We start from the raw sequence: 16,375 nt of genomic DNA, 5'->3' as shown, positions 1-16,375 counted from the left end.
GCTTCGTCCAATGTTGGATACATTCGGCCGATGAAGAAAAAGCCGAACAAACTCCTGCTGCGGGAGCTGCAGACCATCGCGCAGGGCCTCGGGAAAACCTTCGCTCCTTTCTGCGAGGTGGTCGTCCACGACCTCACCCATCCGAAGAACGCGATCTTCGCGATCGAGAACAACCTGAGCGGGCGCCGCGTGGGCCAACCGGTGACGGAGCTGGGCCTGGCGCGCATCGGCGACCCGGACTACCCGGCCGTCATCACCAACTACGCCAACCAGTTCGCCGACGGCCGCAAGGTCAAGAGCACCTCGATCGGCATCAAGGACGAGAGCGGCGAGTACGTCGCCGCGCTGTGCCTGAACGTGGACCTCACGCTGTTCCAGGGCTTCCAGGCTGCGCTCGCGCAGTTCACCCGCATCGAATCGAGCGAGATCAGTGAAACGCTGGACGCGCGGCATGCCGACCGCATCTGCGAGCGGGTCGACGAGTTCGCCGCCACGCGCGCCACCAGCGCACGATCGCTCAAGCCGGCGGACCGCAGGCAGCTTGTGCAGGACCTGAAGAAAGCCGGCTTCCTCGACATCCGCCGCGGCATGGAGATCGCCGCCGCACACATGGGCGTGTCGCGAGCGACGGTGTACAGCGACGCGAAGTAGGGCCTGTTAACTTGTCACGGCGTCGTCACCCGGCGCCGGCATGGTGCAAGGCTTTATCTCAAGCCACCCGGAACATGATGCGCATCGCCTCCCTCTCCTTCACCGCCCTGGCCGCCGCCCTTGCCTGCGGCAGTGCCATGGCACAGACCGCCTACCCCACCACGCTCGCCGGCCATGCGCTGCTGCCGGCGCAAAGCTTCATTGCCGCGCCGAAAGACGCGCCGGCCGACCTGCAAGTGAGCGGCAAGTTCACCAGCGGCAAGCGCGTCGAGGCGTTGGGCAGCATCGAAGGCCTGTCGGCCGGGCGCGGCACGGGCGTTTCGCTGCCCTTCAAGGGGCAGCCGGTACAGGGCCATTCGGGCATCAAGAAGATGGACGACGGCAGCTTCTGGATCCTCACCGACAACGGCGCCGGCGCCAAGGCCAACTCGCCCGACTTCATGCTCTACCTCAACCACTACAAGGTGGACTTCAAGAGCGGCAAGTTCGAGCGCACGGGCACGGTGTTCCTGCACGACCCGGACAAGAAGGTGCCCTTCCGCATCGTCCATGAAGGCAGCAAGCAGCGCTTGCTGACCGGCTCCGACTTCGACCCCGAGAGCTTCCAGTTCGCGGGCGGCGCGCTGTGGATCGGCGAGGAGTTCGGCCCCTACCTGGTCAAGGCTGATCTGAAGGGCAAGGTGCTCGCGGTGTTCGAGACCCAGGTCGACGGCAAGACGGTGCGCTCGCCCGATCATCCCGCCGTGACGACGCCGGGCGCCCCCGGCGGCGCGGTCGATTTCCAGATCCGGCGCTCCAAGGGCTTCGAAGGCATGGCTGCATCGAAGGACGGCAGCAAGCTCTACGCCCTGCTCGAAGGTCCGGTGTGGAACGCCGAGGCCAAGGACTACGAGCGCATCGACGGCAAGGAGGCGCTGCGCGTGCTCGAGTTCGACGTCGCGAGCGAGAAGTGGACCGGCCGCCACTGGAAGTACCCGCTGGAGGCCAACGGCCACGCGATCGGCGACTTCAACATGATCGATGCGACGACCGGCCTCATCATCGAGCGCGACAACGGCGAAGGCACGGCCGACAAGGCCTGCCCCGAAGGCCAGAAGCGCAGCGACTGCTTCCACGACCTCGCGAAGTTCAAGCGCGTCTACAAGATCGAGCTGAACGACGCCAACGCCGGCCAGGCGGTGCGCAAGATCGGCTACATCGACCTGCTCTCGATCGCCGATCCCAACAAGCTGGCGCGCAAGCCGCTCAACGACGGCGTGCTCAAGTTTCCCTTCTTCACGATCGAGAACGTCGAGGTGGTCGATGCCACGCACATCGTGGTGGGCAACGACAACAACCTGCCCTTCTCCAGCAGCCGCGAGCCGAACAAGGCGGACGACAACGAGCTGGTGCTGCTGGAGGTGGGGGAGCTGCTGAGGGCCAAGTAGTGCAATTGCCCAACCAACCGTTCGGCCTGAGCTTGTCGAAGGCGGGGCGAGCCCTTCGACAAGCTCAGGGCGAACGGCTGTTGGCGCCTCACACCGCCCGCGTTCATCCTTCGACCTGCTGCGTCAGCTCGCCGCTCTGCAGCTGTTCGATGCTGCGGCTCAGAAAGCTCCAGAGCCGCTCGTCCTCGCTGAATGCGACATTGAAGCGCAGCCAGCCGGTCGGGTGCGGGTTGACCAGGAACAGCTGGCCCGGGCCGAGCATGATGCCCTCGGCGGCCGCGCGCGTGGAGAGTTCGGCGCTGTCGACGATGTCCGGGTGCCTGGCCCACAGGTACATCCCCGCCGATGCCTCGTGGAACAGCTCGAAGCCGAGCGCGTCCAGCCTGCGCGCCACGCCGGCCTGCGCCTGGGCCAGCCGGTCGCGCAGCGACTTGAGGTGCTTGCGCCAGCGGCCGTCGGTCACGGTGCCGAAGGCCAGCCGCTCGGTGATGTCCGAGGAGGTCAGGCCGGAGACCATCTTGAGCTGCGCCAGGTCTTCGAGCAGTTCGGGCCTGGCGACGACGTAGCCGACGCGGATGTTCGGCGAGATGGTTTTCGAGAAGCTGCTCACGTAGACGACCTGGCGCAACTGGCCCAGGCTGGCCAGCGACGGGCGCATCGAGGCGTCCATGTCGGCGTAGATGTCGTTCTCGACCAGCATGAAATCGTGCGCCTGGGCAAGTTCCAGCAGCCGCACGAGTTGCGGCAGGGAAGCCGTCGAGCAGGTCGGGCTTTGCAGCCGCGGCTGCGTGAAGAAGGCCTTGGGCCGGTGCGCCGCCAGCAGCGCCTCCAGCGCCGGGAGGTCGTAGCCGGTCGGCGTGCGCGGCACGCCGATGAGATGGACGCCCAGGAAGCGCAGCATGAACATCAGGTTGGGATAGCCGGGGTCGTCCACCAGCACCGCTTCGCCCGGCTTCAGCAGCCGGCGAGCCACCAGGTCCAGCGCCTGGCTGGAGCCCTGGGTCAGCAGCACCTGCGCGGCGTCGACCACGATCTGGCGCTCCGAAAGCGATTCGGCCACCGCCATGCGCAGCGCCATGTGCCCGAAGGGCAGGCCGTAGCCGCCGATGTCGGTGCCGCCGGCAGACAGGTGGCGCAGGCTGCGGCGCATGCCGTCCTCGAACAGCCAGTCGTGCGGCAGCCAGCCGCAGCCCGGCTTGAGCTGCAGGTTGCGGTTCTCGAAGATCTGCTGCAGGTACCACCGGGCGTCGAAGCGCGGGTCGGCGCGCGGCGTGCCGGCCGCACCGGCGGCGCCCTCCTCGCTGCGTCGCTTGACGAAGAAGCCCGCGTTGGCGCGCGACACCAGCAGGCCCTGCGCCACCAGCCGGTCGTAGGCCTCGACCACGGTGAAGACGCTGACGCCGTGGGCGGCGGCAAAGGCCCGGATAGACGGCAGCTTGCTGTCGGCCTTGAGTTTCTGGGTGCCGATCAGCCCGCGCAGCCCCTCCACGATCTGGCTGACCAGAGGTGTCGGAAGTTCGGGGCGAAGAATGAGCATCGGGTGTGCCTCGGCAGACCGATCTGCACCATATGGAGGAAAGTATGTACAGGATACAAGACCAGTACAGTCCGCCGAACGAGCGCTCCGGCTGTACATGGCCGCGCCGGCTTGCGAAACCTAAAGTGCCGCCATTCCCATTCAGGCACAGGTCGTATCCATGCAGCGCGAACCCCATCTCAGCAACGCCGCCCTCATGGCACGCCGCACCGCGGCCGTCGCCCGCGGGGTCGGCCAGGCCCATGACATATTCGTCAGCCGCGGCAGCAACGCCGAGATCTGGGACGTCGAGGGCCGCCGCTATATCGATTTCGCCGGCGGCATTGCCGTGCTCAACACCGGGCACTGCCACCCCGAGATCAGTGCGGCGGTCAAGGCGCAGCTCGATCTCTATTCGCACACCTGCTTCCAGGTGCTGGCCTACGAGCCCTACGTCGAGCTGGCCGAACGCCTCAACACGCTGGCGCCCGGCGACTTCGCGAAGAAATCGATCTTCCTGAGTACCGGCGCCGAGGCGGTGGAGAACGCGGTCAAGATCGCGCGCTCGTTCACCCGGCGGCCCGGCGTCATCGCCTTCACCGGCGGCTACCACGGCCGCACGATGATGACGCTCGGCCTGACCGGCAAGGTGGCGCCCTACAAGCTCGGCTTCGGACCGTTCCCGGGCGAGGTGTTCCATGCCCTGTATCCGAACGCACTGCACGGCGTGAGCGTCGACGACGCGCTGCACTCGGTCGAACTGCTGTTCAAGAACGACATCGAGCCCGGGCGCGTGGCGGCCTTCATCCTCGAGCCGGTGCAGGGCGAAGGCGGCTTCTACGTGGCGCCCAACGATTTCGTCGAAGGCCTGCGCGCGCTGGCCGACCGCCACGGCATCCTGCTCATCGCGGACGAGGTGCAGACCGGCGCCGGCCGCACCGGCACCTGGTTCGCCAGCGAGCAGTGGCCGGTGGCGCCCGACCTGATCACCACCGCCAAGTCGATGGCGGGCGGCTTCCCGATCTCCGGCGTGGTGGGCCGCGCCGAGGTCATGGATGCGCCCGCGCCAGGCGGGCTGGGCGGCACCTACGCCGGCAGCCCGATCGGCTGCGCCGCGGCGCTCGCGGTGCTCAAGGTGTTCGACGACGAGCAGCTGCTGGCGCGCAGCAAGGCCCTGGGCGAGCGCCTGAAGACCGGCCTGCGCCGCATCGCGGCCGAGGTGCCGGCGATCGGCGATGTGCGCGGGCTCGGGGCGATGGTGGCCATCGAGCTGTTCGAGGAGGGCGATACCACCCGCCCCGACGCCGCCCTCACCCGCAAGGTGGTCGCGGAGGCGGCACGGCGTGGGCTGATCCTGCTGTCCTGCGGCAGCTACGGCAACGTGATTCGCGTGCTGGTGCCGCTGACGGCATCCGACTTGCTAGTGGACGAAGGCCTGGCGATTCTGGCGGACAGCTTCGCCGCGCTGCGCTGATCGGTCCATACTTGAACACCTCCATGACCCAAGAACCTCTGGTGCGCTTCCAGCGCGTCCAGAAAACCTACGACGGCGAGCACCTGGTGGTGCGCCAGCTCGACCTGGACATCCACCGGGGCGAGTTCCTGAGCCTGCTCGGGCCTTCGGGTTCGGGCAAGACCACCACGCTGATGATGCTGGCCGGCTTCGAGTCGCCGACCTCCGGCGACATCCTGCTCGATGGCCAGCAGATCACCGGCACGCCGCCGCACAAGCGGCACTTCGGCATGGTGTTCCAGAACTACGCCTTGTTCCCGCATCTCAGCGTGGGCCAGAACGTGGCCTACCCGCTCACGGTGCGCAAGGTGCCGAAGGACGAGCAGCAGCGCCGCGTGCAGCGCGCACTCGAGATGGTCCAGCTGCGCGGCATGAACGACCGCCTGCCCGGCCAGCTTTCCGGCGGCCAGCAGCAGCGCGTGGCGCTGGCGCGCGCCCTGGTGTTCGAGCCGCAGCTGGTGCTGATGGACGAGCCGCTCGGCGCACTCGACAAGCAGCTGCGCGAACACATGCAGATCGAGTTGAAGGAACTGCATCGCCAGCTCGGCGTGACCTTCGTCTACGTGACGCACGACCAGGGCGAAGCCCTCACCATGAGCGACCGCGTCGCGGTGTTCAACGAGGGCGTGATCCAGCAGCTCGACTCGGTGGAGCAGCTCTACGAGGCGCCCGCCAACCGCTTCGTGGCCGGCTTCGTCGGCGACAACACGGTGCTCAAGGGCGTGCTGCGCAGCGCCGGCGACTGCGCCGAAATGGCGCTGCCCGACGGCCGCGTGCTGACCGGCCTGAACGTGAGTGGCGCGGCCGCGGGTGCCAAGGTCGAGGCCTGCATCCGCCCCGAGCGCGTGGTGCTGCAGCGGCAGAGCGAGGCATCGGGCCCCGACGTGCTCGCGGCCGAGGTGGCACGCGTCATCTACTTCGGCGACCACCTGCGGCTGCTGTGCAGCATCGGCGGCGGCCAGGCGGACGCCACGGTCAAGCTGCCGCTCAGCGGCCTGCAGGGCGCCGCGCCACCGCAAGGCGGCGAGCGGGTCTCGCTCAGATTCCCGGTCGACCACGTGCGCATCTATGCGGCTTGAGCGCCTTCGCATCCCATTTCTCGTCACCGCCAACCCACAAGGAATCTTTCTATGAAAAAGACCCGCCTCGCCCTCATCGTCGCCGCCGCGCTCGCGCTGCCGGCATTTGCGCAGCAGCAGATCACCGTCGTCAACTTCGGCGGCGCCAACGCCAATGCCCAGAAGAAGGCCTACTACGAGCCCTTCGAGAAAACCGGCATCAAGGTCATCCCGGTCGAATACAACGGCGAGCAGGCCAAGATCAAGGCCATGGTCGAGACCAAGAAGGTCACCTGGGACGTGGTCGAGGTCGAATCGCCCGACGCTGCGCGCGGATGCGACGAAGGCCTGTTCGAGAAGCTCGACTACTCGAAGATCGGCAACAAGGCGGACTTCCTGCCGGCCGCTGTCACCGAATGCGGCGTCGGCGTGTTCGTGTGGTCCACCGTCATGGCCTACAACGGCGAGAAGCTCAAGACCGCCCCCACCTCCTGGGCCGATTTCTGGGACGTGAAGAAGATCCCGGGCAAGCGCGGCATGCGCAAGGGCGCGCGCTACAACCTCGAATTCGCGCTGATGGCCGACGGCGTGAAGCCGGCCGACGTCTACAAGGTGCTGGCCACCAAGGAAGGCGCCGACCGCGCCTTCAAGAAGCTCACCGAGCTCAAGCCCAACATCCAGTGGTGGGAAGCCGGCGCGCAGCCGCCGCAGTTCCTGGTGGCCGGCGATGTGGTGCTGACCACGGTCTACAACGGCCGCATCGACGCCGCCAACCGCGAAGGCCGCAAGCTGAAGATCTTCTGGCCGGGCGGCATCTACGACCTCGACTACTGGGTCATTCCGAAGGGCGCGCCCAACAAGGAGGCATCGCTCAAGTTCATCCAGTTCGCCATGCAGCCGGCGGCGCAGGCGGTCTATGCGCAGAACATCGCCTACGGCCCGACCAACACCAAGGCCTTGGCTTCGCTCGACAAGAAGGTGCTGGACGACCTGCCGACCTCGGCCGCCAATGCCAAGGAAGCCATCCAGTTCAGCGTCGCCTTCTGGGCCGACCAGGGCGAGGCGCTCGAGAAGCGCTTCGCCTCGTGGGCCACGCAGTAAGCGGCCATGCACGCGGCAACGCTCGCCTCCCACCTCCCGGCGGAGGCCCCGCCGGGAGAGCTTCGGCGCGCCCTGGCGCGCGCCGAGGCGCGCCGCAAGTGGCGCGCGTTCGCGCTCACGCTGCCGCTGCTGCTGTTCCTGCTGCTCACGCTGCTGGTGCCGATCGTGGCGCTGCTGCAGCGCGCGGTCGAGAACCCGGAGGTGGCCAACGCCCTGCCCCGCACGGTGCGCGCGCTCGACGGCTGGAATCGCCAGGAGGCGCCCGCGCCGCAGGCCTACGCGGCGATCGCGGCCGACCTCGGCCAGCTGCCCGACAGCGCCGATGCGGGCGCGCTGGCGCGCCGGCTCAATACCGAAATCGCCGGCGCCCGCTCGCTCGTGATGAGCACCTACCGCGCGCTGCCGATCGCCGGCACGCCGGAGGAAATCAAGGCGCGCCTGCTGGAGATCGACGCGCGCTGGGGCGAGGTGCCCTACTGGCAGGCGATCGCCAAGAACGGCTCGCGCTGGACGCCCGACTACCTGCTGGCCTCGGTCGACCTGCGGCGCGACGCCGCGGGCAGCGTCGAGCGCATGCCGCCGGACCAGCGCGCCTTCGGCGGCATCCTCTTGCGCACCTTCGAGATCAGCGCCGTGGTCACCTTCTTCTGCCTGCTGCTGGCCTACCCGCTCGCATGGTGGTTGTCGACGCTGCCGGCGCGCAAGGCCAACGTGCTGATGATCCTGGTGCTGGTGCCCTTCTGGACCTCCATCCTGGTGCGCGTGGCGGCGTGGATCGTGCTGCTGCAGTCCGAAGGGCTGGTCAACCGCGGCCTCATGGGCATCGGGCTGATCGACCACCCGCTGGCGCTGCTGTTCAACCGCACCGGCGTGATCATCTCGATGGTCCACATCCTGCTGCCATTCATGATCCTGCCGCTGTACAGCGTCATGAAAAGCGTGCCGCCGACCTACCTGCGCGCGGCCGTCTCGCTCGGCAGTCCGCCGCTGGCGGCCTTCTTCCGCGTCTACGTGCCTCAGACCTACCCCGGCATCGGCGCCGGCGCGCTGCTGGTGTTCATCCTGGCGATCGGCTACTACGTGACGCCGGCGCTCCTGGGCGGGGCCGACGACCAGATGCTGAGCTACTACGTCGCGCGCTACACCAACGTCGAAATCAACTGGGGCATGGCCTGTGCGCTCGGCGCGCTGCTGCTGGCCGCCACGCTGGTGCTCTATGCCGTGTACCGCCGCGTCGGCAAGGCCGACCTGAGCCTGGGCTGAAGGCACGAAAGACAAGCATGCCGAAGCTTCTTCCCGAATTTCCCGCCTACGCCACCTTCGCCGACAAGCTCGGCTGGTGGGCGGTGCGCGCCGGCTGCGTGGCGGTGCTGGCCTTCCTGCTGGCGCCGATCCTGGTCGTGATCCCGCTGTCCTTTTCCGACAGCTCCTTCCTGGCCTACCCGATCCCCGGCTGGTCGCTCAAGTGGTACCGCAACCTGTTCGAGTCGCCGGAATGGGCCCGGGCCGCGCGCAACAGCTTCATCGTCGCGCCCGCCGCGACGGTGCTCGCCACCGTGCTGGGCACGCTGGCCGCGGTGGGCCTGTCGCGCACGGACTTCGCGTTCAAGGGCCTGCTCATGAGCGTGCTGATCTCGCCGATGGTGGTGCCGATCGTGGTGGTGGGCGTGGCGACGTACCTCTACTTCGCGCCCATCGGCCTGGCCGACAGCTACCTCGGCCTGATCGTGGTGCATGCCGCGCTGGGCGCGCCCTTCGTGCTGACCACCGTGCTGGCGACGCTGGCCGGCTTCAACCACAACCTGGTGCGCGCCTCGCTGAGCCTGGGCGAAACGCCTTTCAACACCTTCATGCGCATCACGCTACCGGTGATCGCGCCGGGCGTGATCTCGGGCGCGCTGTTCGCCTTTGCCACCTCCTTCGACGAGGTGGTCGTCACCCTGTTCCTGGCCGGGCCCGACCAGGTCACGCTGCCGCGCCAGATGTTCACCGGCATCCGCGAGAACATCTCGCCCACCATCGCCGCCGTCGCGACGCTGCTGATCGTGTTCACAACCAGCCTGCTGCTGGCGCTCGAATGGCTGCGCGGCCGCCGCCGCTGAATCTGCCTGGGCGACATCCAGAAGATCGCGCGCCAGGCATGCTTCCTATCCATGCACATGCAGTACCGCGGCCTCGCGCGTCGGCGCCGGCCGCGCTGCCAGCGAAGCGATTGCAATAGCGGCGACGATCGAGGCGCAGCCGATCAGAACGAACATGGGCATGGGCCCTGCAGAAACCTGCTGCAGCGTACCGACGACGAACGGCCCGAGGATCGCGCCGAAGCGGCCGACGCTGAGCATCATGCCAACCGCCGTTGCACGGACGTTGGTGTCGAAGGAGCGGGCCGTGAAGTTGTTCAGCACGTACTGCGCACCGATCACGAAGAAACCGGCCGCTGCCGTGCACACGATGTTGACGACATGCCCGTCGAAGAAGACCAGCGAGAGCACCGAGAGCCCGCCCAGCGCCCACCAGGTCGCCAGCACGCTGCGGCTCGAGCCCCGGCGGTCGGCCAGGTAGCCGCAGGCCAGGCCGCCGGCGAATGACATGATCTGCATCAGCGCTCCGAATCCGAAGCTCGCCGCGAAGGTCTCGCCCCGCTTCATCATCACGGTCGGAATCCAGCCCGTGAGGCCGAAGATGCAGAAGAGGCTCAGGAAGGCGGCCAGCCAGATCGTGAGCGTCGTGCGGCGCGTCTGCGGCCTGAGGAGCGCGGCGACCGGATTGCGTTGAGTGACCGCTCCCGTCACCACCAGGCGCGCATTGCGGTACACCTCGGCGCGTTCGGGACGCAGGCGCGTCAGCAGCGCCCGGATGTCTTCGATGCGGCCCTTCAGCGCCAGGAACTTGACGGACTCCGGCAGGCAGAAATGCAGCGCGATGGTCAGCGGGATCGACAGCGAGCCGATCCAGTACAGCACCTTCCAGCCGAACAGCGGCGTGAGGAACACGCCCACCAGGCCGGCCATCGTGCCGCCCAGGGCCCAGCCGAACGCAACGCCCCACAGCGAGAAGGTGTTGGCCACGCGGCGCGGCGCGAGCTCGTTGATATAGGTCGTCGCGAGAGGCAGCAGCACGCCGAGGCCGAGGCCGGTCAGGACGCGAAGCGTACAGAACATCACGAACGAGTCGCCGAACAGGGGCGTCGCCAAGGTGAAGACACTGGTGATCCAAAGGCCGCCGAGCAAGGTCGCCCGCCGCCCCACGCGGTCGGCCACGATGCCATGTACTCCGGCGCCGATCAGGAAGCCCACCAGCCCGCTAGAGACCAGAAAGCCCGCCTGTCCCGGCGCGAGGCCCCAGGGTCCCGCCACGTAATGGATGACGTAGGCCGGATTGAATGTGTCGTAGCCGTCGAACAATGTGAGCGTCGCCATCATGACGCCCAGCCACTTGTGCAAGCGGCCGACCTTCGCTTCGGCCAGCTCCTCGTTGACGTCGATGTTGACGTGATCGGTCATGTCTGTCTCCTTTGTAATGTGTCCAGCCCGAACAGTTCGATCGCGTTGGTGCGCCCTATCTTTTCGCGATCGCGCTCGCTGATGCTGGCCGAATCGAACCAGCGGGCGGCATGGTCGACGTTCTCGAACGGCCAGTCGGTCGAGAACAGGATCCGGTCGGCGCCGATCTCCAGGATCGCGTCGATGAGCGTCTGCGTGCGGAAGTTGCCCGAGGTCGTGAGGTAGAAGTTCTCGCGGAAGTACTCGGCGATCTTCCGGCGCGCGGGATAGGCGGGCGGCGTCTCGAGCCACGCATTGCGGTTGTCGATGCGCCACATGCTGTACGGCAGCCCCTCGCCCATGTGTCCGAGGATCAGGGTGAGCTTCGGATACTCGTCGAACAGGCCGCTGCACATCAGACGCAAGGCGTGAACGGCCGTCTCCTGGCCGAAGCCCCAGGTCGGCCCCAGCAGCCAGGGATGACCGTCGTAGATGCGTGCGTCGGCCGGCAGCGGGTTGCGCGGATGCAGATAGAAGGGCACGTCGAGCTTCTGCACGACGTCCCAGAAGGGCCAGTACCGGGCATGGTCGTAGTAGAGGACCGAGTTGGGATCAGCGGTCTGGGAGAAGCCATTGACCAGCGCGCCCTTGAAGCCAAGTTCCTTGACGCAGCGCTCGAGCTCGCGGGCCGCCAGCTCCGGGTCCTGCATCGGCAGTGCCGCGAACGCCTGGAAACGGTCCGGCCGCCTGGCGACCTGCTCGGCGAGGAAGTCGTTCGCGCGGCGAGCGACGTCGTTGGCACGCGCCGTGTCCAGGATCGCCTGAACGGCCGGCGCGTTGAGCGACAGCAGCATCATCTGCATGCCGTTGGCGTCCATCTCGCGCAGGCGCCGGTCGTGGATGTCGAGCAGGCGGGAGCGCAACTCCGGCCAGTGCGTCTGCGGAACGAAGCCCGCGGAGTCCATCAGGGTTTCTTCGAGAGCGAAGTGCTCTTCGAGTCCAATCTTTCCTTGCATGTCCGATCCTTAGTATTGGCCCTTGGGCTCGAGACCGAGCGCCATCTGGCCGGCCATGGTTCCCACTGCATCCCAGTTCAGGCTGATGTGGCGACCCACGGCGTTGGCGTCGCGCCAGGCGCGCTGGACCGGGTTGGACATCGCGAGTCCTTGCCCGCCGGTGGAAGCATTCAATGCCTCTGCGCTGCGGATCGCAAGCGAGACCGCGAAGGCCTGCCCGCGCCGGCTGGAGATCCGGTCTTCCACCGTGATCTCCTCGCCGGACCGGGCCGTCAGTGCCCGGGCTCGGAGGTCGCGCAGCAGGATCTCGCGGGCCGCATCGGTGCCCGCCCCCGCTTCCGCCACACGCAGCTGGATGGTCGGGAATTCCGCCATCCGGTTGTTGCCTCCGGCCACGGCCCCGCGGGTCACGCGCTGGCCGGTCGCCTCGAGGTAGTCGTCCAGCGCGCCGGCCGCAGCACCCACACCCGCCGCTGCAAGGCATGACGGGATGTTCGACAGCATCGGGATGCCGAAGCCCGGGTTGTCGTGCACCCGACTGCCCGGCGTGCGGCCGCTGGTGGTCTCGCGGAAGGTGAGGATCCGGTGCTTCGGCACGAACACGTCGTCCAGCACCAGAGTCTTGCTGCCGGTGCCTGCAAGGCCGACCACATCCCAGGTGCCGTCGATGAGGTAGTCGGTCGCGGGCACCAGGAAGAAGGCAGGCCCCGGCGCAGGTCCGGCTTCCTGGGCAGGCAGAACCGATGCGCAGACCGCCCACTGGGCGCCGTCGCAGCCGCTGGCGAAAGCCCAGCGTCCGGTGAGCCGGTAGCCATCAGCCACCGCGACGGCTTTTCCTGCCGGGGCGTAGGAGCCGCAGATGGCCGCGTCCGCGTCGTCATCCCAGACATCGCGCTGCGCCTGGGCATCGAAACTGGCGACCAGCCACTGATGGGCGGCATAGAGACCATAGACCCATGCAGTCGATGCGCATGCGCGGGCGAGTTCCATCACGAGTTCGACCAGCACGTCGAAGTCGTATTCGTGGCCTCCGAAGCGCGTCGGCTGGACGACGCGGTACAGGCCTGCTTCGCGCAAGGCATCGAGACTGTCGGCGGGGATGCGTCCGAGCCGCTCGGTGTCGCCGGCCCGGGCCTTGATGGCGGGCAGCAAGGCCTTCATCCTCGAATGGAGTTCGGCAGGCGTCGGCCGTTGTGCGAACGAAGGAATCGACTGAGGTTTTTCGCGCGAAATGACGCAGGACATGGGACCACCTGTTGAGAAAGAAGTAGAGAAAGGAAGAAGTGGCGCGGCACGCCCCGCGCGGCACGCCCCGCGCGGCACGGCCGGTCAGGCCGCTGGACTCGTCACGCAGTACGAAGCGTCCTGGTAGACCAGGGGAGCGATGGCATCGCGCAGGCCGACATGCTCGACCTGGCCGACCAGGATGGTGTGCGTGCCGTACGGAATGGCGGCCGCCTTCCTGCAGAACAGGTTGGCCTGGGCGTCCGCAAGATAGGGAATGCCATCCTCGGTGCGCGACCAGGTGCCCAGCGCGAAACGCTCCTCGGCCGCAACCGCGCCGCTGAAGGCGGCCGACAACTCGACCTGCTCGCAGTGCAGCACGTTCACGCAGAAGCGTCGCGCACGGAACATGATGTCGTGCAGCAGGGTCTTCTGGTTAAGACAGATGAGGAGCGATGGCGGGCTCATCGAGAGCGAGGTCACTGCTGTGGCCGTCATGCCGTGACGACGCTCGTGGTCGGCTGCAGTGATGATCGTCACCGTCGAGGCGAACCGGCGCATCGCGGCGCGGAATGCGGTGTCGACCTGCTGCGGATCTACCGTCACAGTATTCATCTTTGTCTCCTCGGGTCGACTCCATGAACGAAGCGTGTCGACCTCTGAAGAAACTGTATGCGGCGGGATGGAAACTGGCCAATGCAAAGGTTGCACATGCAAAGTGCACGCCGTCGATGAGCTCGGCCGCCGCGTGCAGAGCACAGACGGGCGCCCGTCTAGGCGGCCTGCTCCGAGGCGCTGCTCGCTTCCGCGGCGGCGCCGATGGCCACCAGCTTCTGCCTGAGCCAGCGGTGCTGCGGACTTTGCTGCAGGCGGCGGTTCCAGATCAGGCGGAACTCGACGCGCGGCACGGCGAAGGGCAGTTCCATCGCAACCAGCCGCCCCGACTGCGCGAAGACGCGCGCCGCGCCTCGCGTCACGGTTGTGACCATGTCGGAGCGGGTCAGGGCGATGACCGCGGCCAGCCCATGGGGCAGGCGCATCGCGATGCTTCTGCGCAGATTCCGATCGGCCAGCGCCGAGTCGACCAGATCGTCCGACGCGCCGCTCATGCTGACCAGCAGGTGCGGCGCCTGCAGGTAGCTCTCCAGCGTCAGCGGCGCAGCGGCGAGCGGATGGTCCGCACGCATCACGCAAACGTGGCTGTCGCCCAGCAGACGGCAGGTCATGAACCGATCGGGCAGCCCGCGAAAAAAGCCGATACCGATGTCGGTGCGTCCCTGATCGATTCCAACCAGGATATCGTCGACCGAGCCCGGGCGAACGGTCAGGGACAGCAGCGGTGCCTCGGTCCGCATCTCGTCGACCAGTTGCGGCAGGATGATGATGGTCTCGTGGGTTTCGACGGCGATCTGAATCTCGCCCTGCGCTTCCTCCGGAACGAAGCGCTCCGGCGTCAACGCCGTCTGTATGCTCTGCAGCGCGATCCGCAACGGCCCGGCCAGGCTCAGCGCCCTCGCCGTGGGCTCCATGCCGGTCGTGGTCCGAACCAGGATCTCGTCGCCGAGCAGTTTGCGCAGGCGATCGAGCGCATGACTGGTCGCCGACTGGCTCAGGCCGATGCGCTCTCCGGCCCGGCGCACCCCGCGCTCTTCGATGAGCGCTTCGAGCACCACCAGCAGATTGAGATCGATCGAGCGAAGATTCATGAACCGGATGCGAGCGGCCGGCCTCAGCGCTTGGTGACCGAGATCAGCTCGATCTCGAAGTTGAGCGTGGCATTGGGCGGAATCACGCCGCCCGCACCGCGGGTGCCGTAGGCGATCGACGGCGGGCAGGTCAGCTTGGCCTTGCCGCCCGGCTTCATCTTCTGCACGCCCTCGGTCCAGCACGGGATCACACCGTTCAACGGGAACTCGGTAGGCTCGTTGCGCTTGTAGGAGCTGTCGAACTCCTTGCCGCTGTCGGGGAAGGTGCCGCGGTAGTGCACCTTGACCGCGTCGGTGGCGGCGGGCGAGGCGCCCTTGCCTTCGACCAAGGACTGGTAGATCAGCCCGCTCGGGGTGGTGACGGGGCCCGACTGCGCCCAGGCAGTCGGCAAGACGAACGCGGAAACAAGGGCAGCGCAGAAAAGTGATCGCACGGGGCAGGCCTTCGGTGAGTGGATGACCACTCATTATTGCCAACCGGCACCCGGGCGCCTCAGTGCGTCAGCCTGGCCTGCCGAAGCGTCTCCGAGGGCAGCTCGCCGAACATGGCCTTGTACTCCTGCGAGAAGCGGCCCATGTGGAAGAAGCCCCATTGCGCGGCGACATCCTGCACCGTGCTTGCGGCCTGCGGCAGGCGCAGCTTGCGCCGGCAGGCATTGAGGCGCACGGCCCGCAGGAACTCCACCGGCGACTCGCCGACCACGCTGCGGAAGTGATTGCGCAGGGTGCGCGGCGTGAGGTGCAGCTGCAGGCACAGGTCGTCCACGGACATGGCGTGGTTGAGCGGATGCACGACGAGCGAGCGCGCCGCCATGACGGCCGCCAGGCGGCGCTGGCTGGCTTGCAGCTGGGCGATGAAGCCGTCGGCTTGCGTCGTGCCCGCCAGCAGACCCAGCAACTGGTCGAGCAGGGTCTGCAGGGCGGCACGGCCCCAGCTCTGCTCGGTTTCGCCGCTGGCACCGAGGCCCAGCAGCGACTCGATGGTCTGGCACAAAGCGACATGCACGTGGGGCGCAACCGCGGCCGCATGCACCAGCGCACCCTGGCCGATGAGCGGTGGGCGAAGGCCCAGGCGCTGTATCTGCGTGCCCAGCCATTCCTCGTCGACGACGACGCCGTAGATCCCGAAGTTCCGGGGCGTGCGCAGCACGAAACCGTCGTCCGCCCGGGCCGACATCACCAAGCGCATGCGATCGGCACGCTGCAGGCGCCCCGAGAAATGCAATGGCTCGTGGCTGTGGCCGTCAGGCACGCCGAACCAGATCGACCCGCGCCAGGGCAGGCATTGCTGGCTGGTCTGCTGGCCGGTGTGTTCGTGGAATATCTGCAGGCGCGGCCCATCGATCCACAGCTCGCGCACGGCGCCCTCGAAGCGCCCACAGGACAGCTGGTCGTACTCCTGGCGCCAGGCGGAGATGTGCGTCGCGTGTTCGTCCACATCGCAGCTCAGGCGCTCGGCGTATCGCAGGCGATGGCCGCCTGCCGGGAGCGCCGGCGGGTTCGGCAAGGGTGCGGACGCGTCGATGGGCAAGGCCGGATCCAGTGAACGAAGGGTAGGTCTCCTGTCGAAAGCAAGACAGATGCCAGATGCCGCGAGGCTTGCCGCCGTGCTTTTTCCGATTCCGGATAGCGCCGCGGCCCCTGATTTGGTCGAATCCGCTCATTGCCATCCAAGAGGGAA

General features: G+C 67.4%; 15 protein-coding genes. 7 read left to right on the top strand and 8 right to left on the bottom strand.

The window, feature by feature from the left end; genetic code table 11:
* Positions 1–30: 30 nt before the first annotated feature.
* Both ACSQ9A_RS11115 and ACSQ9A_RS11110 read left to right on the top strand, forming a co-directional pair.
* Positions 31–651 (top strand): helix-turn-helix transcriptional regulator, encoded by a 621-nt coding sequence (locus ACSQ9A_RS11115; RefSeq protein ID WP_436303685.1) that lies wholly within the window; start codon positions 31–33, stop codon positions 649–651.
* Positions 652–725: 74 nt separating this feature from the next.
* The gene (locus tag ACSQ9A_RS11110) at positions 726–2,078 is read left to right on the top strand and encodes an esterase-like activity of phytase family protein (protein WP_436303684.1); all 1,353 of its coding nucleotides are present in this window, start codon (positions 726–728) and stop codon (positions 2,076–2,078) included.
* A gap of 103 nt (positions 2,079–2,181) precedes the next feature.
* Here the strand turns inward: ACSQ9A_RS11110 and ACSQ9A_RS11105 are convergent, their stop codons facing one another.
* Positions 2,182–3,615 (bottom strand): PLP-dependent aminotransferase family protein, encoded by a 1,434-nt coding sequence (locus tag ACSQ9A_RS11105; protein ID WP_436303683.1) that lies wholly within the window; start codon positions 3,613–3,615, stop codon positions 2,182–2,184.
* Between the two features lie 160 nt (positions 3,616–3,775).
* On the opposite strand from ACSQ9A_RS11105, the gene gabT reads away from it, so the two are divergent.
* Genes gabT through ACSQ9A_RS11080 form a run of 5 tightly spaced genes read left to right on the top strand, consistent with a single transcriptional unit; the run spans position 3,776 to position 9,368 of the window.
* Positions 3,776–5,068: a 4-aminobutyrate--2-oxoglutarate transaminase gene (gabT, locus tag ACSQ9A_RS11100; protein WP_436303682.1), complete on the top strand. Its 1,293-nt coding sequence runs from the start codon at positions 3,776–3,778 to the stop codon at positions 5,066–5,068.
* Positions 5,069–5,091: 23 nt separating this feature from the next.
* A complete protein-coding gene (locus tag ACSQ9A_RS11095) occupies positions 5,092–6,186 on the top strand; it encodes an ABC transporter ATP-binding protein (RefSeq protein ID WP_436303681.1) in 1,095 nt (364 codons plus the stop codon).
* Positions 6,187–6,237: 51 nt separating this feature from the next.
* The gene (locus ACSQ9A_RS11090; RefSeq protein WP_436303680.1) at positions 6,238–7,266 is read left to right on the top strand and encodes a polyamine ABC transporter substrate-binding protein; all 1,029 of its coding nucleotides are present in this window, start codon (positions 6,238–6,240) and stop codon (positions 7,264–7,266) included.
* A gap of 6 nt (positions 7,267–7,272) precedes the next feature.
* Positions 7,273–8,529 (top strand): ABC transporter permease, encoded by a 1,257-nt coding sequence (locus tag ACSQ9A_RS11085; protein WP_093109350.1) that lies wholly within the window; start codon positions 7,273–7,275, stop codon positions 8,527–8,529.
* Between the two features lie 17 nt (positions 8,530–8,546).
* A complete protein-coding gene (locus tag ACSQ9A_RS11080) occupies positions 8,547–9,368 on the top strand; it encodes an ABC transporter permease (protein ID WP_093109351.1) in 822 nt (273 codons plus the stop codon).
* 45 nt (positions 9,369–9,413) lie between these two features.
* Here the strand turns inward: ACSQ9A_RS11080 and ACSQ9A_RS11075 are convergent, their stop codons facing one another.
* From ACSQ9A_RS11075 to ACSQ9A_RS11045, 7 genes are all read right to left on the bottom strand, one after another.
* Positions 9,414–10,769, bottom strand: coding sequence for an MFS transporter (locus ACSQ9A_RS11075; RefSeq protein WP_436303679.1), 1,356 nt, complete (start codon positions 10,767–10,769; stop codon positions 9,414–9,416).
* On the bottom strand, positions 10,766–11,764 hold the full coding sequence (locus ACSQ9A_RS11070) for an amidohydrolase family protein (protein WP_436303678.1): 999 nt from the start codon (positions 11,762–11,764) through the stop codon (positions 10,766–10,768). Before ACSQ9A_RS11070 ends, ACSQ9A_RS11075 begins: the two co-directional genes overlap by 4 nt.
* 9 nt (positions 11,765–11,773) lie before the next feature.
* Positions 11,774–12,925, bottom strand: a complete 1,152-nt coding sequence (locus ACSQ9A_RS11065; RefSeq protein ID WP_436306286.1) for an acyl-CoA dehydrogenase family protein — start codon at positions 12,923–12,925, stop codon at positions 11,774–11,776.
* 168 nt (positions 12,926–13,093) lie between these two features.
* Positions 13,094–13,603 (bottom strand): flavin reductase family protein, encoded by a 510-nt coding sequence (locus ACSQ9A_RS11060; protein WP_436303677.1) that lies wholly within the window; start codon positions 13,601–13,603, stop codon positions 13,094–13,096.
* A 158-nt stretch (positions 13,604–13,761) separates the two neighbouring features.
* Positions 13,762–14,661 (bottom strand): LysR family transcriptional regulator, encoded by a 900-nt coding sequence (locus ACSQ9A_RS11055; RefSeq protein ID WP_436303675.1) that lies wholly within the window; start codon positions 14,659–14,661, stop codon positions 13,762–13,764.
* Positions 14,662–14,717: 56 nt separating this feature from the next.
* Positions 14,718–15,128, bottom strand: a complete 411-nt coding sequence (locus ACSQ9A_RS11050) for an FKBP-type peptidyl-prolyl cis-trans isomerase (RefSeq protein ID WP_093109440.1) — start codon at positions 15,126–15,128, stop codon at positions 14,718–14,720.
* A 59-nt stretch (positions 15,129–15,187) separates the two neighbouring features.
* A complete protein-coding gene (locus ACSQ9A_RS11045; protein ID WP_436303674.1) occupies positions 15,188–16,225 on the bottom strand; it encodes a helix-turn-helix domain-containing protein in 1,038 nt (345 codons plus the stop codon).
* Between the last annotated feature and the right edge of the window lie 150 nt (positions 16,226–16,375).

The organism is Variovorax sp. LjRoot290, from assembly GCF_964253985.1.
GTDB lineage: Bacteria > Pseudomonadota > Gammaproteobacteria > Burkholderiales > Burkholderiaceae_C > Variovorax.
The sequence above is the reverse complement of the archived record's forward strand: the minus strand, read 5'-3'. Positions and strand labels throughout refer to the sequence as shown.